We start from the raw sequence: 19,585 nt of genomic DNA on the forward strand, positions 1-19,585 counted from the left end.
GCTGTGAACCAACAAAACCTGCGTTTTTTTGTCGCTTTTCAGGGAAAATTTTTAACAGCGGCCAATAAAAAAGCCTTAACAACTTAAGTTGTTAAGGCTTTGTTTTATCTTAACTAAACTGCTTTGTTCGTCAACAAATCAGTTTTGAGATAAGCTGTAGACATAGGCGCTGATGACATGGACTTTTTCTTCGCCCAAAATGTCGGCCCAAGGTGGCATGACACCGGCGCGGCCGTTACGGATAGATTCTTCTACCGCTTTTTGAGAGCCGCCGTATAACCAGGTATTATCAGTCAGGTTAGGAGCACCCAGCGGGATGCCCATGGCCAGGCTGCCTTTACCTTCTGCGCCGTGACAGGCGGTACACATGGCAAACTTGGTTTGACCGGCTTTGGCATGCTCAGGGTTTACTTCACGTCCGCTCAGGCTTAACACATAAGCCGCCACTTCTTTAACCCCTTGCTCACCGCCAACAGCGGTTTCCCAGGCCATCATGCCGTTGGCTTTACGGCCGTGCATAATACTTGCTTTGATCACATCAGGGCTGCCGCCGTATAACCAGTCCTTATCGGTCAGGTCAGGGAAGCCAGTGGTACCGCGGGCATCAGAGCCGTGACATTGAGAGCAGTTTTGTAAAAACAGGCGCTGGCCTACTTTTAACGCGTCGCCGTCTTTGGCCAAATCTTCGATGCTACGCTGTGCATAGGCGGTAAAGATAGGACCGAATCTTTCATCGGCGGCTGCCATTTCGCGGTCATACTCTACCAGTAAACCTTGCTCTTTTGCTTGGGCAACTTTGGCTTTAGACTCTTCCAGGCTTAAAATGCCCTGGTTAGAACTCTTCCAGCCAAACAGACCTTGCCACTGGCCCAGGCCAGGGTAAAGCAGCAGGTAGCCGAAGCCCCAGATGATGGTAATTAAGAAGAAAGTACTCCACCATTTAGGTAAAGGGTTATTCAACTCTTCTATGCCGTCAAATTCATGACCCATAGACTCGCCTTCTTTAACGCCGGCAAAGTTTTTTAAACACATGCGCAGTAGCAGGTAGCAACCCACTAATGTACCTAGTGTGAGAACTGATATCCAGATACTCCAGAAGCTAGACATTTTTATTAGTCTCCTGTTCGTTGTTTTTCTCTTTGCGATCGTCTTCTTCAAAAATCGATTTGGCGGCGTTATCAAACGACGATTTACGTTTTTTGCTGTATGACCAGATCACAATGATAATAAATAGTGCCAATATAAGGAGGGCAAAAAACCCTCTGAGCGTGCCGTAATCCATGGTCATTACTTCAATGCATGACCAAGGGATTGCAAGTAAGCAATCAGGGCGTCCATTTCCTTCTTACCGGCAACGGCTTTCTTGGCACCGGCAATATCTTCAGCCGAGTACAAAGGAATATATTCGCCTTGCTCATTTTTATGGCCACGGTTTTTAGTTAACATGTTAAATGTTTCCATTTTTTTGCCTGTTAACTCACCGTCCAGGAGGTCTTCTTCCAACCACTTAAAGGAAGGCATGTTCGACTCAGGTACTACCGCACGCGGGTCAATCAGGTGAACACGGTGCCAATCGTCAGAGTAACGGCCGCCAACACGGGCCAGATCAGGACCGGTACGCTTAGAGCCCCACAGGAACGGATGTTCCCAAACGTGCTCACCGGCAACCGAGTAGTGACCGTAGCGCTCGGTTTCGGCGCGGAACGGACGAATCATCTGGCTGTGACAGGTATGACAACCTTCACGGATATAAATATCACGTCCTTCAAGTTCAAGGGCGGTATAAGGTCTTAGGTTATCAACCGGCGTTGTCGTTTCTTTTTGGAAAAACAACGGCGTGATTTCTACCAGGCCGCCGATGCTGATGGCAGCAATAGTTGCAATAAAGAACCAGCCAACGTGTTTCTCTAACGGTTCATGTTTATTTTTCATGCCATTGCCTCCTGACCTGCTTCAACGCGCTCAAGACTTCTGTCTTCGGCACGGATGGTTTTAAACATGTTGTAAATCATGATCACAAAGCCGGCAACAACCAGGGCACCACCTAAGAAACGCATGAAATAGAAAGGATAAGAAGCAGTTAAGCTCTCAACAAAGCTGTAGGTTAAAGTACCGTCGGTGTTTACCGCACGCCACATCAAACCTTGCATAACACCGGAGATCCACATGGCAACGATATAAAGTACGATACCTGCAGTGTGCATCCAGAAGTGAACATTGATCAGACGGATGCTGTACATACGGCCCTGGTTAAACAGGATAGGGATCAGGTGGTACATAGCACCGATAGATACCATGGCAACCCAACCAAGAGCACCAGAGTGAACGTGACCTACGGTCCAGTCGGTGTAGTGGGATAAAGCATTTACCGACTTGATCGCCATCATCGGACCTTCGAAGGTAGACATACCGTAGAAAGACAGGGAAACGATCAGGAAGCGCAGGATCGGGTCGTGGCGAAGTTTATGCCAGGCACCGGATAAGGTCATAATACCGTTGATCATACCACCCCAGGAAGGTAGGAATAATACCACTGACATTACCATACCAACAGACTGAGCCCAGTCAGGTAAGGCGGTGTAGTGTAAGTGGTGAGGACCGGCCCAGATGTACAGGGAAACCAGTGCCCAGAAGTGAACAATAGATAAGCGGTAAGAATAAACAGGACGTTCTGCCTGCTTAGGAACAAAGTAGTACATCATACCCAGGAAACCGGCGGTCAACAGGAAACCTACCGCGTTATGGCCGTACCACCATTGCATCATGGCGTCGATGGCGCCTGAGTAAAGGGAATAAGACTTCATCATAGACACAGGGATCACCATAGAGTTACCTATGTGCAATACCGCAACCGTGATAATGAAACCACCGAAGAACCAGTTGGCCACGTAAATGTGGGACGTCTTTCGCTTAATTAGGGTACCAAAGAAAACGATGGCATAAGAAACCCAGACCACGGCAATCAGGATATCGATTGGCCATTCTAATTCTGCGTATTCCTTACTAGAGGTGTAACCTAAGGGTAAGGTGATTGCTGCGGCAACAATAACTGCCTGCCAGCCCCAGAAGGTAAAGGATGCTAAACTACCGCCAAAAAGCGTTGTTTTACAGGTACGTTGTACCACGTAATAAGAAGTAGCAAACAAAGCACTGGTACCGAATGCAAAGATAACAGCATTGGTATGTAGTGGACGAAGACGAGAATAGGTAAGCCAGGGGGTATCGAAGTTCAATGCCGGCCAGATTAACTGTGCAGCAATTAGAACACCAACGAGTGTTCCGACGAATCCCCAGATTACCGTCATTACAGTAAATTGACGTACAACGGTCATGTTGTAGTCAACTGCTGACGTATTACTTTGACTCATGTTATGGTTTCCGCAGTGATAATGAATTACAAAATTCGGGTTATTTTTATGAAGTCATTTAGCTCACGGCCAAATATCTGTATTATTTATAGTCGAAAACGATAAAGAATACAGATATGACTTTTAATCCCGGGCGCATCATAATCACTTACGGCTAAAATGTCATCTGCAGATGTAGTAAAATATGTTCTAAATCAAAAAAATTAAACTTGATGTCTGAAAAGATGAATTAAGTCGGTATTTAAGCAGTTTTTTAAGTAGGTTATCGGTTTTATTATGTACAAAATTTTTCCCGTGCTTTCCCCTGTCTTTATCTTGATGTTTAGCTTCGTTTTTAGTTTGCTTGCCGGTTGTCAGCCGGCGGATAAAAAAAGCCACGTTAAAGTTGAACCACAGTGCCTGGCGCAGCAAAGTGAATGTGTTGTCCGCACTCCCGGTGGCGACTTTCGTGTGCTGTTTAATGCCGACAAGGTGCTGACCGAGACGCCTTTTGAGGTCACCGTTGAATATCAGGGCAAGCAGTCGGTAAAAAATATCAGCGGTTATCTTGAAGGCCGGGATATGTTTATGGGCAAGATCCCCTTGTTTCTTACCGGGCAAAGCGAACATCAATACTTGGCGGAAGTCATGTTAGGCAGCTGTGCCCAGCCTTCTATGATCTGGCGCTTATGGCTTACTGCGGAGTTTGCCGGGCAAGTTGCGGACGGTGAAAGTCATTCCGGTAATAAGCAGCAGTTTTTTATCGACTTTCCCAGCAGTAACGAATAGTAGAAGAGAGCAGGTATTTGTTCCGGGAGCAAGTTTGTGTGAGTAAAATACCTGCTCCGGGATGGAAACGTTTGCCGTTATTTTTTCGTGACAGCTGCTAAGGTTTGCGGGGCTTTTGGGTGCTCAATTAACTGGAACTGAGTATTGCTCTCTCCGTAAACATAAACGCTGCAGCGTTGCCAGCTTTCTGGAATTTCCCAGCTGGTGTTATTTTCTACGGTAAAGACATGACGTTTATTGGCGCAGCGCACATCGAGCTTGTTTAAACTTCCCTGGATATTTGCCAGGGAGAACGTTTTTCTGACTAAGGTATGATTCCAGATGTTACTTTCTCCTATGACGCCATTTAGGAGGATGTCCTGGCCGCCATTGATAAAACCTTTAACAATCTCCAGGTTTTCCTTGAAGGGTTTGAGCTGGGCTTCATCCCCGGCAATGCTTGCTATTTGGTCATAGGTTGCCAGTACCTCTTGCAAGCGGTTCAGCTCCAGGTTCAGGTTATAAACCTTGTGTAAGATAGAAAGTTGAAATTCGGGGGTAAGCTGATTGGTATTGACCGCTAATGCCTGATTCAGGCTGGCTAATTCTTGTACTTTGTCATCGGTTTTTCTGGCATAGCTTGCCCGGGCCAATGAATAGTACATTTCCTCGCTTAGTCGCCATTGTTTAAAGGTTTTCAACTGGTCAATTTTTTCTTTGGCCAGGGCCAGATCATCTTTTTCTAGCAATGCCAGGATATCTTGATATTGACGGAGAAACTTCCGACTGACGGTGGCCTTGTCTTCTCCCATAGTAAAGTTGATTCTGACAGTGTTTTGGCACTGTTGTACCGGTTTGCCATTTTCCATCGCTGGCTGATAACGCCATTTTTTTGCTGCCCAAATTGCCGCCTTATCAAAGCTTTTTCGTCCTGATGACTTTTCCACCAGGATATTGCTAACAGAGCCATCGGTTTCAATCACATAACTTAATGTTGTCCAACCTTCACGTCCATTTTTGGCTTCTTCTAGCGGATATTTGGCCACTTGCCTGTGCTCGATCACGGCATCTGTAATGGTGGTGATTTGTTTAACTTTAGCGCCAGGGTTTGCATCTGCAGGACTTGCTAACCCCGGGAAAGACAAGGTTATCGCCGAAAGGGAAAGGGAAAGGGGTAACAGAGCTTTTATCAGTGACATCAGGGATCCTTGTTAACTGGTGAAGGGGCAGTATAGGCTTTTACTTATTTATCTCAAGCAATTAACGTATTAATTACATTACAGCTGATTACATGGGGAATGATTGCGGAGGATTCAGCCAAAATAACATGGCAGTGCTGCCGGTTAAGCTCAGGTTCAGTTTAGGCAAGGTAGGCTTGGCAAGTAAATAATATTTTGTTGCTTAATTGTCCCGGGGAAGTTTTCATCCCCGAGTATTATTTTGTTATAGTGATATCTTTCAATTTTTTAATGGCTTAACCCGAGAAAGGAGCAGGTTATCAACGCCGGTATCAAAACAGTCAATAAATGGTGGTTGTGGCTTTTTCTCCTGCTGATTCCGGTCGGGGCTGTGCTGTTGGCGGTTAATTTTGATCACCTGTTGCGCCTTAGTGCGAATTATTATCTGAAACACTATCACAGTGAGTTAAAGCTGGAAGTCAGTGCCCTGAAAATTGAACAGATAAATCCCGATTTTATAACCTTCAGTGATTTGGCCTTAACGCAGGAAAAAAGTCAGCTCAGTTTGTCAGGTTTTCAGCTGCAACTGGCGCCAGAAAAGCCTTACTGGCTCAGTCGGCTTATTTTAGAAAAAGGGCAACTGTTGCTGGATATCGACAGCCTGTCTCAATTATTGCCAAAAGAAAAATCAGCCGGTACTGACAGCTCAGCTTTTTATCGCCAATTGTTGTCAATATTCGCCACCTTACCTGAAATCAGGATAAAGGCGCTTAACACTGAGCTATTTTCTCATCAGAAGAAGGCCGCCGATAAGTTGCTGCTGGAGGATAGTCACTTAACTTTTACGGCCGGGACAAAAGTCAGCATGAACTTAAAGACAGACCAGCAAGACTTGGTAAGTTTACAAAGTGATTTTGAGCCCGGGGCTGTTGCCGGCAAGTTAACTGCTGATCTGGGTAAGCTGAACTCCCTGGTTGAACGCTATTTTGACCAACCCTTGATGATAACCGGTGAGCTTAGCAGTGACTTTACCCTGGTGCCGGCAGCTGCGGGCTGGGCTTTAACCTCAAGCAATCAAGTGAGCAATAGCCGCCTGGATCTGTCAGGGGTAACCGGGGAAGCGGCAAGTTTTGTTGTTGATGGAGATTTTATCCTCAATTATCGTGACGCGGCTTTAGAGATGATAACCGGCCAAGATACCGGGTTAAGGATCAAAGCCGCTGCTGATACCGTTAAAACGCTTAAGGCCAAGCTTAAGCAACAAGATTTTGGACAAGACATTGACCGTTTGTTACAGGAAAATATCCCGCAGCAGGTATTTGTTTCTCCCGGCAGCACTGTTGCCCTGGATATCAATAACCAGCTACTGTCCGGTCATTTACAGCTATACAGCCAGCTCAAAAAGGGTGAAATAACCATTAAGTTGCCTGAGTTTACCATTGCAGAGCAAAAGCAGGTCATTAACTGGCAGCTTGATTATCAGCAGCAACAGCCAATTAAACAACTGGGGAAAGTGGCGCTCAGTTCGGCTGGTGAAATGAGCCATTCGCCTGCAGAAACTAAGCTGACAATAAAGGCGGGAGAGATATTACTGACAGAGATCAGGCATCAAGAGCAGAAGGTGCAACAAGGAACTTTTGCGCTGACTAAGCCGACGCTTATTCAGCTGAGTGACGGAACAATCCAGCTGAGTGACAAGTTGTTTTTTACTTCAACTTTTGAGCAGGTAGAGGTAAGTCAGCAGAGCTTTGGGGAGATCTGGGCTGAGCATGCGGTATGGCAAGCGGCTGATAATTTCCGTGCAGAGAGCGTATGGCGACTAGATGACTCCCTTAGCTTAACCAGCGAACATCTGGTTAATAATAATATCGTAAAGGGTCGCGCCATACTTGATAGCACGCCTTTATCTGAGTTACTTGGCAGGGTGGAGCTACCTGAGTTACTCACCCTGGATGGTCAAATTAGCAATGAACTCAACTATGAATTCGAGTTGGAGACACGGGCACTGAGCGGCAAGGTGTCGGGACAATTAGTTAACAGCTTTGGCAGTTATGATGATATTGCTTTTAGTGATATCAATGCCGGTTGGTCCTGTTTTTGGCAACTGGCAAAGTTGAGTTGCGGGCAGCTCGGGCTTAATTCCGGGCAAGTCAATGTTGGTGTCAACATCGCAGATATGCAATCCCGGGGGACATTTTCCTGGGATAAAAATAATTGGCTGTATCACCTAAATAGCTTTAAGGGAAAACTGCTTGATGGCGGTTTTTCCATAACGCCGTTAGAGGTTGCGCCCGGACAGGATATTTCGGGGGAGTTGATTTTAGAGCATATCTCGTTAACTGAGCTGGTTGCTTTGCAACAGCAACCCGGTATTGAAATGACAGGTTTTATTGATGGTAAATTGCCTTTTAGCTACAACGCAGATGGTATAAGCATTAACCAGGGAAAATTGCTGAATCAGGGGGGAGGTTTGATCAAAGTCGATGGTAATCCGGCGGTAGAGGAATTAAAACAGACTCAACCTCAGTTAAAGTTCTCCCTGGATGCCCTTAAGGAGTTACATTATCAGCACCTGGATAGTGAAGTTAGTATGATGTCCGACGGTTCAACCCTGCTCAAAGTGTCGGTTCAAGGGAAAAACCCTGAGCTTGTCGAGCCCGTTCATTTTAATTATCAACATGACGAAAACCTGTTCCTGTTATTACGTACTTTACGGCTTGCCGAGCGGTTAAGTGAAAATATAGAAAAAGCAATTAACAAGTAAACAGAAAATGTCTATCAGAACATAAAATATCGCTTTATTAAAAAGCCTTAAGGAGTTAGCAATGAAAATGAAATTATCGGCCCTGACAATAGCCCTGTTATTGTTTGGCTGTACCCCCACGGTGGAGGTGGCGGTGCCGGACAAGCCGATCACCATAAACCTCAATGTAAAAATAGAGCATGAAATCCGCATCAAGGTGGATAAAGAGTTAGATGAAATTATCAGTGACGACGAATTATTTTAGGGGGTAACATGAAAATTAAATTAATCACAGCCGCATTGGCCTGTTTACTGACCTTTGCCGCCCATGCCTTAACCTTAAAAGACGCGAAGAGCGCAGGTTATCTTGGCGAACAGGCCGACGGTTATCTGGGGCTGGTCAAAGAAAACAGTGAGGCGAAAGCCTTGATGCTGACGGTGAATAAAAAGCGCCTGGCGCGTTTTAAAGCCATTGCCAAGAAAAATAAGACCTCGGTTGCCGATGTTGCCGCTTTGGCCGGGGAAAAATTTATCAATAAAACCGCCAAGGGCAATTATATTAAAACCAGCTCGGGCAAGTGGAAGAAAAAATAGTCCTGTAGCTTTATGTGAACGGGTATAGATGAATTCAGCTCTGATATGCCCGGTCAAACCATGATCAACAATGTAGTGAAATTATGACCCGTGAAATGAATGACAATATCGATGCTAATGGTGAACAGCCAGCTGAAATAAAGTGGGCAGGCAATCCTCAGCAAGTTTGTTATGTCGGCTTCTGGGCCAGGGTAATGGCGTCCATCGTCGACTCGTTTATCCTGGTGCTGATCAGCTGGCCTTTGTTGCTGGCTTTGTACGGCAAAGAATATTTGGAGTTTGAGCAACTTGTTGCCGGACCGGCGGATTTCCTTATCAGCTGGGTTTTCCCCGTGGTAGCGGTGATCGCTTTTTGGCTCTACAAGCAAGCGACGCCGGGAAAAATGCTGGTAAATGCCAAAATTGTCGATGCCAAAACCGGCAATAAACCGACAAGGGGACAATGTATCCTCCGTTATTTCGGTTATTTTCTCTCTATTATCCCTTTTGGCTACGGCATGCTGTCGGTGGGCTGGGATAAAAAGAAGCAGGGCTGGCATGATAAGCTTGCCAATACTGTGGTGATCCGGAACTATCCGGCAGAAAGTTAAGGCCGATAAGCCCGGCTGCTCATTAATATCCGTTTAAGGCCCGGGAGCATATCTTGATTGGTGAAAATGAAAAAAATTTGATTTGGCCTGAATTTGGTTGCTCCCGCTGCTATACCGGGTAAGCTTGGGTAAACCTTGCTTACTGTTAACGAGTACCCAGATGTCAGCTATTCCCGAAGATTATGTTAATTACAAATCCACCCAGGAAATGACGGTGGATAATGTTCCTAAGATGTTTCTACACCTTCACAATACCCGGGCCGGGGTGTACGGTAAAATTTGTGTGCTCAACGGCCAACTGAAGTTTTACGGTTTCGCCGACAGGCGGGGAGACGTTGAGCAGGAAATTATTATTGAAGCCGGTGACTTTGCCGTTTCTCCTCCCGAGTATTGGCATAAGGTGGAATTTCTCAGCGATACGACCCGTTTCAGGGTGGATTTTTACGCGCAAAAAGACTCGGATATCGTGGTGCAAAACCGCAGTGAGCGTCACGAATAAGAGTGACAGATTGCAACAAGCGAACTTTTAGCGTCGGAACTTGTAGCGGTTAAACTTAGCTGGCCTTTATTGAGCCGGCCAATGGAAACTTACCCGGGCGCCGCCAAGGGGGCTGTCGGTGATGCTTAACCGGCCACAAGTATCTTTGACCACCATGTTGGCTATTGCCAGTCCCAGGCCAAATCCCCCTGTGTCCCGGTTACGGCTTTTATCCGTGCGGTAAAAGGGTTTTATAATCCGTGCTCTTTCATCTTCTTCTATGCCGGGGCCATCGTCGACGACCGATAAAATGACTTGATCTTTTTCCCGGCTCAAGGTGATGTCCACCCGGCTTTGACAATATTTTATGCCGTTGCTGATGACATTAAACAGGGCGCGCTCAAGCAGGGTAGGGTTGGCCCAAACTGAAAACTCCGGGGTTGTGCTGAGGCTGACTGTTATTTCGGCCTTGGTGTCTTTAATTTGCTCGTCAATCTGCGCCATAACCCGGTCGAGTATTTGCTGCAGGCCGACTTCTTCCCTGGCAATTTCAACCGAGTTTAACCTCAGTCTGGAAATGGTGAGAATTTCTTCCATCAGGGCAGACAATTCTTCCAGATCTTCATCCATGTCCTGCAGTAATTCCCGGATACTTTCCTCTGAGCCGCCGCTTAAGGCAATATCCAGCGCCAGGCGCAGCCGGGTAACCGGTATTCTCAGTTCATGGTGGATGGCGCCGGTGAGAATAATGTTTTCCTGGGTTTTATCTTCAAGCGCCGTGGCCATCTGGTTGATGTCGTTGCCAAGCTCTTGCAGCGCCGGAATGCGGTAGGTCGGCATCCGGGAAGTAAAATCGCCGCCGGCCAAGGCGCGGGACACCTTGGCAACTTGCCGTAAATAACGGTACATGGCCCAGGAGAGCAGGGAAATGATCAGCGCAAGGAAAAAATAGATGGCAACTACACCCAGGTAATAAACACCTATGTATTCATCGGAAAAGCTGCTGATAAAATGAAATTTCAGCGCCTTATTTTTCAGAGAGGGATGGTCGTCGCCATGTGGCGGCAGGGCCGAGACCACTTCCAGGTTGTCGGTTTGATCGCTGATATCAAGAATACGGGCATAACTTGGCGACTGGGCTGTGATGCTTTCAGGCAAGGGGATCAGTTCGATACTTTCCACCTCCTCATCAAGATAGTTCTGCCAATACGCCAGTCTTTGCTGGTTATGGGCGTTATCGCTGCCAAGCTCCCGGGCTATCAGCAAGGTGATCAGCTGGGCATATTGCTGGTATTCTTCGCGGATCTCTTCCTGGTAATAGTCATCAAGCAGGGTTTCTGTGGCATAGCTGGCCAGCAATAAACAACTGACTATGCTCAGGTATAAAATAACGGCTAGGGTGCGCATAGCAAAACCTTTAACATGGTGATGAAAGCCTTTTAGCAAAGGTTAACGGGCATGGGCTGGCGTTATCGGGGCATATCATAAGCATATCGGCTTAGTCTTTAACCAGCACGTAGCCGAGCTGCCTGATGGTGCGGATATAATCGCTGCCCGGGCTATCTTTGGAGAGCTTTTTTCTCAGCTTGGAAATGCGCATATCAATCGAGCGGTCAAGGCCGTCATATTCCTTGCCCCGCAAAAGATGAAACAGCTCATCGCGTTTGATTATTGTGCCGACGTCACAGGCGAGCAGCCACAACAGCTCAAATTCTGCCTCTCCTAAGGCAATGTTTTTACCGTTGCGGGATACGGTGCGCTTATCGTGGTTTATCAGCAAATCTTTCACCGTGATCTGGCTTTGCTGTGGTTTTGACTGGCGGCGCAGCAGGGCATGGATACGGGCAAGCAAAACATGGGTGCGTACCGGCTTGCACAAAAAGTCATCCACCCCGGCATTTAATGCCGTGACCTCGATAATATCGCCCTCATGGGCGGTCAGCATTAAAATCCCTTTATCAAAATCAGGGCGGATGGCGCTGCACACTTCAACCCCGTCCATTTTCGGCAGCATAAGATCCAGGATCACCAAATCCGGCGGTGTCTGCCGGATATGGTCCACCGCCTCTTCGCCGCTTTGCAGCCAGTCGACAACAAACTGCTCGGAGCGTAAAAACTGCAGCATTAATTTTGCGATACGTTTGTCATCTTCAACAATCAATAATCTTGTCTGCTGCTGGGCTGTTTCTGGACTCATTGCTGGCAATATGCACCTTTACCTTGGTTTTTCATCATCATAGACATTTTGGTTATTGAGCGAAAGGGAATTTTTCAGCCGGTTACATTAGCTGACAATTCACGACAGGGGCTGACGGAAACTCAGGTTTGACACTGGTAAATTAGCTTTCATGAGAATATCAACATTGGAGTTAATATGACCTTAACAGGAAAAACGAAAGCATTATTTATTCTGGCCGCTTTGTCTGTGTTATCCGGTTGCGGATCGAGCGGTAAATCGTCCGGGCAGGCGGAAAATCCGGCTAACAATAACCAGGAATCACCGGCAAGCGTTATTGTTATCGGCGCCGGTATGTCGGGCATGAAGGCCGCCAAACAGCTTAGCGATGCCGGGCTTGAGGTGACTGTGCTTGAAGGGCGGGACCGCATCGGCGGCAGAACCTGGAGTGACCGCTCCTGGGGCAAGGCCCTTGACCTTGGCGCCAGCTGGATTCACGGCATACAGGGCAATCCCATCCATGCCCTGGCACAATCGTTAAACCAGCCTTTGCAGGAATGGGATTACGACAACGATGTTGTCTATGATGCGCAGGGCAATATCGACACGCAAATTGATGCCAAGATAGAACCGGCCCAGGATGCGGTAATGAACCATGCCATGGTGCTTGCCACCTTTAACAGTGATGCCACTATACAGGATGCGGTAGAAGCAGCCCGCGAAAGCGGTGATTTAGACGGGTTAACCGAGGTGGAAATCAATTATATGGTCAACAGCAATATTGAACAGGAAGTTGCCGCCGACGCCGACAAAGTCACCATAGCCGGTCTTTTCGACAACGACAGTTTTGACGGGCCGGACGTGCTCTTTCCCCAAGGATACGACGCCCTGGTGAGCGGCCTGGGGCAGGGACTGAATATTCAATTAAATACCTATGTGCAAAGCATCAATTACCAAAATGCCAAGGTGACTGTAAGTACCAGCCAGGGAGAGTTCAGCGCCGATTATGTGGTGGTTACCGTACCTTTGGGTGTGCTGAAAAAAGAAGTGATCGACTTTATCCCGGCTTTGCCTGAGGAAAAACAAGCGGCGATCCATGGGCTGGACATGGGGGTAATGAACAAACTTTATCTGCGTTTCCCACAAATTTTCTGGGACAACAGCGTTGATAACATTGCCCAGGCCAGCGAGCTAAAAGGCCACTGGAGTTATTGGCTTAACCTGAGTAAAGTTACCGAAAAACCTGTATTGCTGGCGTTTAATGTCGGCAGTTACGGCACCGAGATAGAGGCGCTAAGCGATGATGAAACCGTGTCCCTGGCCATGGCAGAGCTTCGCAAATTTTACGGGGCGGATATTCCAGAGCCGACCGGCCATCTTATTACCCGCTGGTCGCAAGACCCTTTTAGTTATGGCTCATATTCTTATGTTCCTCAGGGGGCAACGAGTGAAATGAGGGAAGAGCTGGCAGCGCCGGTAGTGGGCAAAATCTTCTTCGCCGGTGAAGCCACCCACAGTGAATATCCGTCTACGGTCCATGGCGCCTATTTGTCAGGAGAGCGGGCGGCTGCCGAGATCCTTGAAGAGGTGCGGAATTAATCAGAAAAGTTTTCAAGGCATTGGCATCAGCCGGGTAAGAAGGAGTACTTGCCCGGCTTTACATGTTTTAATGCCTTAACTGCCTGTCATCCGGGGTTGCATCATATCTACTCCTTGCCTGGCAAGGCATGTATAAATCAAGTTATTACCCTGAATATCATATGAAATATTTTGCTTGTTACTTGTCACAGATTGAAGGCTTCACTTGTTATAATTCTCTTATCGCATGTAATTCAGCAATAAATGCTTTATCTGATTCTAAAATAAAGCATTTTGCCAACTGAATATCCACGTTTTGCTTTGTATGAACATTCGGAGCATATTCTTTCACCAAAAGCGCTACTTTTTGAAATTTTTCAGCAGAATAACTACTCATTTCAACAATACCTGAAGTAATTTTTCCAATTTCTTCAGTGTCATAATTTTGTGATTTAAAATACCAAAAGAAACAATTAGATTTTGCAAAGTCCAATAGCGCATTGTTATTTCTGTCGGCTTTGGTTATTGAGCAAGAGAAAAGACTTAAAAGACAAGCAAGAGTAAAGATGATTTTAATATATTTCATGATGATGCCTCCCAAAAAAGTACATTATGAGAAACACTTCCATAGTTTTTATAAACGCACTTTTTTCCATCCCAGAGATCAGCATGACCTGTAGCATCAGTCCAACCGTGGACTTCATAAATAATTATTCCCATGCGGCCACTTAATTTTTCTGCATGCTCCTCCGGCAAACAGGTATCTGGTGCACCATATTTCTCAGTAAGGTATTTATTTAATATTCTCACTCTAAAAATATACCAAAGCTTATTTTTCCCAGATGAAACTTGCCCTTCATACTCTCCGTTAGGGCCGACAGCTTTATAATACGGAATTCTATGTATACCTCCCGCGCCATTAAGCGCTTTGGATATCCTTGTAGCACATGCATTCCCGAAAACTTTAATATCAAAATTAAATTCAACTTTTCCACCTATCTGCTTAAATACTGTGGCAGCAGGTAATGCCGGATAATGTGATTTTAAAGTTTCCCATTTAGGTAGCTTATTCATAACTATCTCCTTAAGTTAAGAAGTGGACCTCTTTGGTTGTGAGGGGTTGGTGAGATACCTGCCCTTACCCGATTAGCAGCTTAGTGTGACAAAATATAAAACTCTTTTTCGTCGCTACCCACACCTGCGCATGTTGCGGTTTTGGTGAATTCCTTTTCAGTGATCTTAACTCCATTTTTATTGATAATTAAAGCTTTTATCGTAGAGCCACAGTCATCTCGTTGCATAGTTAAAGGGTATTCTCGGTTTTTAGGTAAAGAATTACCGACAATCAGAGCAACATGAGAATCTATATCTTGGTAATATTTAGTACGTATTTTGCTGGAATTATTTTCTTTTATGAAGAAACAGTTAGCTTTTGTTCCTGTAGATAAATTCTGAGAGCCAGAACTAATAGTACATTGACTCGTATTCAATAAAATTTTCATATCCATTATTTCTAACGTCTCTTGTTTTTCTGTAGAAGCACAACCAAAAGCCGAAACAGAAGCTAATACAAAAGAAATCAATAATTTATACATCATGCGGTAATCCTCCCATTTTTCACCGAAGTTAAAAGTAGAAGTTAGGCCGCCATCAATGGTGGTCTGCCACAGATCGAGGATGTTACTTGTTTGGCTTTTTAGCTTTGTCATTGTTTCCAAATTTGGGCTTTACGCGTGAAATTAATGCTAGAAATGTAATGACGATCATAATTAAAAATGCATAATCACCAAAAAACCGGAAGAAAACCAATGATAAACCAGCAATAATTACGCATGCGATTAGAATTATTATATTTTTAGACATTATGTATACTCGAAACTATGAGGGGCAGATGTAGCTCTTAAACTTACACTTTTTCTAAAGGGGTGAGACTTGTCCAAAACTTGTGGATTCTGAAGGTAAAAAGAATGCCAACCTCTAAACTGTAGCTTGTTCTGATAGGTGAAAACAAACATATCAGACATCTGCGAACCACAACTTAAAACTCTTCCGCTAGCAACAGCAATACTACCGATAATTACACCAACATAACATGTTGCACCGAAAGCTGTAGCAACAGCTAATTTTTCCAGGCCTACAGTAGCCGCTATTAACTCACCAACCGTCGCGCCCTTTCCAAGAAGATGCAGAGTTCCCACTATAGTTGCAGCTGTACCTATAGCCTTTTGATAGGTATCAAATAGGCCCGTTGGCACAGGAGCTCCTAATGCATTCATATTTTCTTTGAAATATTTTTTGAAATCACCAGATGTGTAACATGCAGCCATTGTAATTCCTTTTACATTCTTTGCTTCCTATATGTATAGCTTACAGAGCTTTGGTTGCAAGAAAGCCAATGTTTGAAGCAGTGACTGAAATAAATTATAGGTGGTGCACTTCTAAGTTGAATGTGGGGGTCTATGCTTGCGTCCCCAATTAATGGTGTCCAGTTCTGCCAACAACAAATAGATATCGCCAACTAATGGGGGTCCAGCTTTGCTATATGGTTAAGGGAACATCTGCCAAGGCCCATGGAGTTGAATTAAGCGCCAATGCAGACTAATACATAGTTAGCCGGGACACGACAGCAGAGACCTAGTATGCACTATCGGGAAAAGTATGCATTAATCAGAGAGAGGTGGGATAAAGAAGACAGTTTACTGCTGTTAAGAACCGGGATTTTTCTTACCCTCAATTCAGTTTTACTGGCGGCAGCCCAGCTCAATGCCAGTGGCGATTTTAAAATCTTCATTATCGCCTTTGCTATCGTTTTTAGTAGTTTATGGTTAATCACTTCCTTACACTCTTATCGTATTATCAAACGCTTATATCAAAAGTGCCACAGGTTAATGCCGAATGAAATTAAAGGCATTTATAAAGTTAAGGTGTGGGTTCGACCTAATACCGTTTTTTGCGTGCTTAGTCCTGTGCTTGTACTTTTAGCCTGGGGAGGATATGCACTTTTTTTGCATGATGAAAGCGGTATTGACGCCGGGCAGAGCAGGGAAAGGGTCAACTTTGGTAACTATGCGCTGGCGATGTGTATGGCCAGTGTTTTTGATGATGAAAGGGTTAAAGCAGATCTTAACCTTGCCGGCGATAAGATAAAAGCTGACAGCAATATCTCAGCCGATGGTTATACTGCCCTGGAGCAGCTTGTCGGTGAGCAGTTGGTTAAAAATTTTCCCGCAAGTCAGGGGGGACAAATGCAAAGTTTGAAATGCCTTGAATTATTGCATCTTTCCAGGTTGGAACACCTGTATCAAAAATATGATCCCTGTCTTAATCAGGCGGCCAGATCAAATGCGGATGGTGACCCGAATCAGTGCCACTAAGGTTATAGTAAGCCATTAATTGCCCTTTGAGCGGGTTTGAATAATATCTGCACTTTGGCTGATCAGGTAGGCTGAAAAGCCGGACAGCCAGCAATTGAAATATGCCTATTAAGAGCAAGCATGGACATCGATAAACTGGTGACTATATATGTCCAGCTCTGTTGCTAATTCAGCAAGAATGTCTATTTGACATCAATCCCTATTGTCCATTGGACATTTTTTGAATGATTCCAACTCATGGCTAATCTTTAGCTGTTGTAAAATAATGATTTTTTGTGTTGGCACAGTTTGTGTTTTGTATGCTTAGAATGATTTGCAAAACCGGGTACCGGAGATACCAGCTCTTTGGCAAAAAGCGGGGAAATTCATTAAAAAGTACTTGCCCGATAACGGGCTGATAACACTTTAATGATGTAAGTCATTCTTATTTAAGTAAGAAATTAATTCTTAACAAATAATAAAATTTAAACGAATACATAATAGACAAGGAACTAATTATGTTTAAAAGAAATAAAAAGTTATTAAGCGCTACATTATCATCACTATTGATTGTCCCAACGTCTTTTGCAATAAACTTAGACAATGTCGAATGGGAGCGAGAGGCATTTCTTGAACAAAACAAGATAGAAAACCGTTACGCTACCGTATCAGAGTCAACCATACTCCAAGCACATAATGCATTTAATTCAACAGACTACGGCTACTCGATAGACCCTAATCATCGCTATACTTTTACAGAGATGGTGGAATTAGGCGCAAGGTCGCTAGAGATAGATATGTACACCACAACAGGCGACAGAATTATAGTGTGCCATGGGCTGTGTGACTATGTCGGTGATGATCTTCTTGATCGATTTCTAACCCGAATTGTTAATGCTTCAAACAACAATGGTGACTACACCCCCATTCTTATTCAAATCGAAAAAGGCAACGACGATATACAAGGCAGGCTGGCTGACATAATCGCTACTGTTCCAGATTTTGCAGACAAGCTCTATACCCCTCTCGATAGACCTGGGTTTGATCCCGACAATGATCGCCTTGAAGCAGATGAGTTTATTCTTGATGAGATCAGGGATGCTGGAAAGCTGTTCATGTTTTATGGCGGAGGTGTTGGCAGTAGCAATAATCAATCATACCGCAATACGGTATTTAATTTAGGGCCAAAAAAGGAAGAAAAGAATACTAGCAACCTTGAAGCTGAAGGTATGTGTAACCTTGATCATACACAAATGTACCGAGTTGTTGAGGATCATACTAACATAGGTAGAACAAGCCCACGTAGAGTATATGGTTATCAGGAGCTAAGGGAGGCAATGGATTGCGGCGTTAATATGTTTGGCCTTGATAGTAATGAATGGTCATGGGTCACAACGACTCGACTTAACGAACTCGTCTGGAGCTGGAAAAATGGGCTGCCAAACAGCGATGGTCAGCATTGTGCAATTATACGAGCTGCTGATGCCGAAAACCAGGAGTTAGGTTATTTTACAGATCTCAGTTGTGAAACGACAAAGCGTGCTTTGTGTAAGAGTTCAGCAGGTGACTGGGCCGTTACAGATACTACCAGCAGTTGGGCTACGTCCATATCAAACTGTACTAATGAATATGGCCCCGACTATACGTTTTCTATGCCGGTCTCAAAGGTTGAATTGGCAGCTGCAAATGAGGCAATAAGAGAGAGTAATGACAGGAAGGGCTTTACGGGAGGGACTCAAACCAATGTATGGATAGATTACGCAAAAAGAACAGAAATGCGTATTCATAATGTCTGGACACCTTTTGCTACAAGGTTTTACTTTGACCGGCTTACAACTCCGGGTAAAGGATAGCGATTACAGATAACTTCACACCGAAAGTGAAGATTGACCCACCGCTGTCACTGTATAGAGATCAATAGATGCGGTAGGGGTTTATCTTAACCCAATAAAAATACAAAGAAACACAGACACCCATACTAATTTCCTTTGCATGAGTGTCTGTTGTTTTTTGGTGTCCAGATCTGTTTAATAACAGCTAAATACTCGGTGAAATCTCAGATTTATTGAATTTTGATAATCCTGTTTTTACCCTATTTATCATTTGGCTCTTTACTCAAAATATGTGCCTTTGGTGATGAATTGTTTATCACCAGAAATGATGTTTTAAATTAAGAGGTGAAATTCATGAAAGAATGTAGAGAAGACCAAGTAGTAAAAGCCTGCTCTGAAGAAGATATTACTTTTCCTGGTATGGACAGCTGTATCGGAGTTGTTTGTATTTTGCAGGATGGTGATCGCTGGGCGACACATTGCGTTCAGGATCATGGCAGTAGTAAAGCGATTGAAACCATGCAAAACGGTATAAGCACCAAAAAAGTCGTTTCTGTTTTGGTATTAGGTAATATCGATTTTTGGGGAACTGAGCTTGAATCACAAAAGGAGTTAGTGACTAAATACAAAATTTCTGATGCTAATTACATGAAGATGCAGCAGGAGCTTGAGCAGCGCAATCTGACTCATAATTTACCTGCAGCGAAAACTTATCTTAGTAAGCTTTTTGGCTGTGATAAAACAAAAGTATATTTTGCCCGTTGCTCTGGTAATGTCAGACAGGGGGGGACAGAAATCACTTCAAGTCGTAATGACGTGGTAAAAATAGGCTGGTAATGTCCAGTTTTTAAACCTAGGAAAATCGGGTAGTGAGACTGTAAATAATTTTGTGTAACTGCCTATCACACGATACTCTAACCAGAGTTTAAGGATAGGCAGACAATGAAT

21 protein-coding genes are annotated in these 19,585 nt (G+C 44.7%); 10 read left to right on the forward strand and 11 right to left on the reverse strand.

Going from position 1 to position 19,585, the window contains the following annotated elements:
* Positions 1-138 precede the first annotated feature (138 nt).
* From ccoP to ccoN, 4 genes are read right to left on the reverse strand one after another with little or no spacing between them, the layout of a single operon-like run.
* Positions 139-1,107, reverse strand: a complete 969-nt coding sequence (ccoP, locus tag QL234_RS30830) for a cytochrome-c oxidase, cbb3-type subunit III (protein WP_281561562.1) — start codon at positions 1,105-1,107, stop codon at positions 139-141.
* Positions 1,100-1,282 (reverse strand): CcoQ/FixQ family Cbb3-type cytochrome c oxidase assembly chaperone, encoded by a 183-nt coding sequence (locus tag QL234_RS30835; protein WP_281561563.1) that lies wholly within the window; start codon positions 1,280-1,282, stop codon positions 1,100-1,102. Before QL234_RS30835 ends, ccoP begins: the two co-directional genes overlap by 8 nt.
* A 5-nt stretch (positions 1,283-1,287) precedes the next feature.
* Positions 1,288-1,932 (reverse strand): cytochrome-c oxidase, cbb3-type subunit II, encoded by a 645-nt coding sequence (gene ccoO, locus QL234_RS30840; protein ID WP_281561564.1) that lies wholly within the window; start codon positions 1,930-1,932, stop codon positions 1,288-1,290.
* Positions 1,929-3,368, reverse strand: a complete 1,440-nt coding sequence (gene ccoN, locus QL234_RS30845) for a cytochrome-c oxidase, cbb3-type subunit I (RefSeq protein ID WP_281561565.1) — start codon at positions 3,366-3,368, stop codon at positions 1,929-1,931. Before ccoN ends, ccoO begins: the two co-directional genes overlap by 4 nt.
* A 276-nt stretch (positions 3,369-3,644) precedes the next feature.
* On the opposite strand from ccoN, the gene QL234_RS30850 reads away from it, so the two are divergent.
* Complete coding sequence (locus QL234_RS30850; protein WP_281561566.1) at positions 3,645-4,136, forward strand: hypothetical protein; 492 nt, start codon at positions 3,645-3,647, stop codon at positions 4,134-4,136.
* Positions 4,137-4,213: 77 nt separating this feature from the next.
* On the opposite strand, the gene QL234_RS30855 is transcribed toward QL234_RS30850, so the two are convergent.
* Positions 4,214-5,314 (reverse strand): energy transducer TonB, encoded by a 1,101-nt coding sequence (locus tag QL234_RS30855; protein ID WP_281561567.1) that lies wholly within the window; start codon positions 5,312-5,314, stop codon positions 4,214-4,216.
* A gap of 376 nt (positions 5,315-5,690) precedes the next feature.
* On the opposite strand from QL234_RS30855, the gene QL234_RS30860 reads away from it, so the two are divergent.
* The 5 genes from QL234_RS30860 (at position 5,691) to QL234_RS30880 (ending at position 9,719) form a co-directional block, all read left to right on the forward strand.
* Positions 5,691-8,057, forward strand: coding sequence for a YdbH domain-containing protein (locus QL234_RS30860; RefSeq protein WP_281561568.1), 2,367 nt, complete (start codon positions 5,691-5,693; stop codon positions 8,055-8,057).
* Positions 8,058-8,118: 61 nt separating this feature from the next.
* On the forward strand, positions 8,119-8,301 hold the full coding sequence (locus QL234_RS30865) for a YnbE family lipoprotein (RefSeq protein ID WP_044836031.1): 183 nt from the start codon (positions 8,119-8,121) through the stop codon (positions 8,299-8,301).
* Positions 8,302-8,309: 8 nt separating this feature from the next.
* Positions 8,310-8,630: a YdbL family protein gene (locus QL234_RS30870; RefSeq protein ID WP_281561569.1), complete on the forward strand. Its 321-nt coding sequence runs from the start codon at positions 8,310-8,312 to the stop codon at positions 8,628-8,630.
* Between the two features lie 83 nt (positions 8,631-8,713).
* Positions 8,714-9,220 carry an RDD family protein gene (locus QL234_RS30875; protein ID WP_281561570.1) on the forward strand — a complete coding sequence of 169 codons (507 nt, stop codon included), beginning with the start codon at positions 8,714-8,716 and terminating at the stop codon, positions 9,218-9,220.
* Positions 9,221-9,380: 160 nt separating this feature from the next.
* Positions 9,381-9,719: a DUF1971 domain-containing protein gene (locus QL234_RS30880; protein WP_281561571.1), complete on the forward strand. Its 339-nt coding sequence runs from the start codon at positions 9,381-9,383 to the stop codon at positions 9,717-9,719.
* Between the two features lie 66 nt (positions 9,720-9,785).
* Here QL234_RS30880 and QL234_RS30885 read toward each other — a convergent pair whose 3' ends face one another.
* Together QL234_RS30885 and QL234_RS30890 are read right to left on the reverse strand one after the other, a co-directional pair.
* The gene (locus QL234_RS30885; RefSeq protein WP_281561572.1) at positions 9,786-11,105 is read right to left on the reverse strand and encodes an ATP-binding protein; all 1,320 of its coding nucleotides are present in this window, start codon (positions 11,103-11,105) and stop codon (positions 9,786-9,788) included.
* Between the two features lie 91 nt (positions 11,106-11,196).
* Positions 11,197-11,895 (reverse strand): response regulator transcription factor, encoded by a 699-nt coding sequence (locus QL234_RS30890; protein WP_281561573.1) that lies wholly within the window; start codon positions 11,893-11,895, stop codon positions 11,197-11,199.
* 177 nt (positions 11,896-12,072) lie between these two features.
* Here QL234_RS30890 and QL234_RS30895 point away from each other — a divergent pair, with 177 nt between their 5' ends.
* On the forward strand, positions 12,073-13,473 hold the full coding sequence (locus tag QL234_RS30895; RefSeq protein WP_281561574.1) for an FAD-dependent oxidoreductase: 1,401 nt from the start codon (positions 12,073-12,075) through the stop codon (positions 13,471-13,473).
* A gap of 208 nt (positions 13,474-13,681) precedes the next feature.
* Here the strand turns inward: QL234_RS30895 and QL234_RS30900 are convergent, their stop codons facing one another.
* The 4 genes from QL234_RS30900 to QL234_RS30915 form a co-directional block, all read right to left on the reverse strand.
* Positions 13,682-14,038, reverse strand: a complete 357-nt coding sequence (locus QL234_RS30900) for a hypothetical protein (protein WP_281561575.1) — start codon at positions 14,036-14,038, stop codon at positions 13,682-13,684.
* The gene (locus QL234_RS30905) at positions 14,035-14,526 is read right to left on the reverse strand and encodes a type VI secretion system amidase effector protein Tae4 (RefSeq protein ID WP_281561576.1); all 492 of its coding nucleotides are present in this window, start codon (positions 14,524-14,526) and stop codon (positions 14,035-14,037) included. The genes QL234_RS30900 and QL234_RS30905 overlap by 4 nt, the downstream gene beginning before the upstream one ends.
* 80 nt (positions 14,527-14,606) lie before the next feature.
* Positions 14,607-15,161 (reverse strand): hypothetical protein, encoded by a 555-nt coding sequence (locus tag QL234_RS30910; RefSeq protein ID WP_281561577.1) that lies wholly within the window; start codon positions 15,159-15,161, stop codon positions 14,607-14,609.
* A 153-nt stretch (positions 15,162-15,314) separates the two neighbouring features.
* Entirely contained in the window at positions 15,315-15,779 is a 465-nt protein-coding gene (locus QL234_RS30915) for a hypothetical protein (RefSeq protein ID WP_281561578.1), read from the reverse strand.
* A 312-nt stretch (positions 15,780-16,091) separates the two neighbouring features.
* Between QL234_RS30915 and QL234_RS30920 the strand changes: the two genes are divergently transcribed.
* The 3 genes from QL234_RS30920 (at position 16,092) to QL234_RS30930 (ending at position 19,474) form a co-directional block, all read left to right on the forward strand.
* Positions 16,092-16,826, forward strand: coding sequence for a hypothetical protein (locus QL234_RS30920; protein ID WP_281561579.1), 735 nt, complete (start codon positions 16,092-16,094; stop codon positions 16,824-16,826).
* A gap of 497 nt (positions 16,827-17,323) precedes the next feature.
* Entirely contained in the window at positions 17,324-18,658 is a 1,335-nt protein-coding gene (locus QL234_RS30925) for a hypothetical protein (RefSeq protein ID WP_281561580.1), read from the forward strand.
* Between the two features lie 333 nt (positions 18,659-18,991).
* A complete protein-coding gene (locus tag QL234_RS30930; protein WP_281561581.1) occupies positions 18,992-19,474 on the forward strand; it encodes a hypothetical protein in 483 nt (160 codons plus the stop codon).
* Positions 19,475-19,585: the final 111 nt, after the last annotated feature.

Source organism: Thalassomonas sp. RHCl1 (assembly GCF_947387555.1).
GTDB lineage: Bacteria > Pseudomonadota > Gammaproteobacteria > Enterobacterales > Alteromonadaceae > Thalassomonas.

Bases quoted from the DNA above. Each gene is read 5' to 3' on its own strand.
- ccoP (WP_281561562.1), bottom strand. From the start codon at position 1,107: ATGTCTAGCTTCTGGAGTATCTGGATATCAGTTCTCACACTAGGTACA.
- QL234_RS30835 (WP_281561563.1), bottom strand. From the start codon at position 1,282: ATGGATTACGGCACGCTCAGAGGGTTTTTTGCCCTCCTTATATTGGCA.
- ccoO (WP_281561564.1), bottom strand. From the start codon at position 1,932: ATGAAAAATAAACATGAACCGTTAGAGAAACACGTTGGCTGGTTCTTT.
- ccoN (WP_281561565.1), bottom strand. From the start codon at position 3,368: ATGAGTCAAAGTAATACGTCAGCAGTTGACTACAACATGACCGTTGTA.
- QL234_RS30850 (WP_281561566.1), top strand. From the start codon at position 3,645: ATGTACAAAATTTTTCCCGTGCTTTCCCCTGTCTTTATCTTGATGTTT.
- QL234_RS30855 (WP_281561567.1), bottom strand. From the start codon at position 5,314: ATGTCACTGATAAAAGCTCTGTTACCCCTTTCCCTTTCCCTTTCGGCG.
- QL234_RS30865 (WP_044836031.1), top strand. From the start codon at position 8,119: ATGAAAATGAAATTATCGGCCCTGACAATAGCCCTGTTATTGTTTGGC.
- QL234_RS30870 (WP_281561569.1), top strand. From the start codon at position 8,310: ATGAAAATTAAATTAATCACAGCCGCATTGGCCTGTTTACTGACCTTT.
- QL234_RS30875 (WP_281561570.1), top strand. From the start codon at position 8,714: ATGACCCGTGAAATGAATGACAATATCGATGCTAATGGTGAACAGCCA.
- QL234_RS30880 (WP_281561571.1), top strand. From the start codon at position 9,381: ATGTCAGCTATTCCCGAAGATTATGTTAATTACAAATCCACCCAGGAA.
- QL234_RS30885 (WP_281561572.1), bottom strand. From the start codon at position 11,105: ATGCGCACCCTAGCCGTTATTTTATACCTGAGCATAGTCAGTTGTTTA.
- QL234_RS30890 (WP_281561573.1), bottom strand. From the start codon at position 11,895: ATGAGTCCAGAAACAGCCCAGCAGCAGACAAGATTATTGATTGTTGAA.
- QL234_RS30895 (WP_281561574.1), top strand. From the start codon at position 12,073: ATGACCTTAACAGGAAAAACGAAAGCATTATTTATTCTGGCCGCTTTG.
- QL234_RS30900 (WP_281561575.1), bottom strand. From the start codon at position 14,038: ATGAAATATATTAAAATCATCTTTACTCTTGCTTGTCTTTTAAGTCTT.
- QL234_RS30905 (WP_281561576.1), bottom strand. From the start codon at position 14,526: ATGAATAAGCTACCTAAATGGGAAACTTTAAAATCACATTATCCGGCA.
- QL234_RS30910 (WP_281561577.1), bottom strand. From the start codon at position 15,161: ATGACAAAGCTAAAAAGCCAAACAAGTAACATCCTCGATCTGTGGCAG.
- QL234_RS30915 (WP_281561578.1), bottom strand. From the start codon at position 15,779: ATGGCTGCATGTTACACATCTGGTGATTTCAAAAAATATTTCAAAGAA.
- QL234_RS30920 (WP_281561579.1), top strand. From the start codon at position 16,092: ATGCACTATCGGGAAAAGTATGCATTAATCAGAGAGAGGTGGGATAAA.
- QL234_RS30925 (WP_281561580.1), top strand. From the start codon at position 17,324: ATGTTTAAAAGAAATAAAAAGTTATTAAGCGCTACATTATCATCACTA.
- QL234_RS30930 (WP_281561581.1), top strand. From the start codon at position 18,992: ATGAAAGAATGTAGAGAAGACCAAGTAGTAAAAGCCTGCTCTGAAGAA.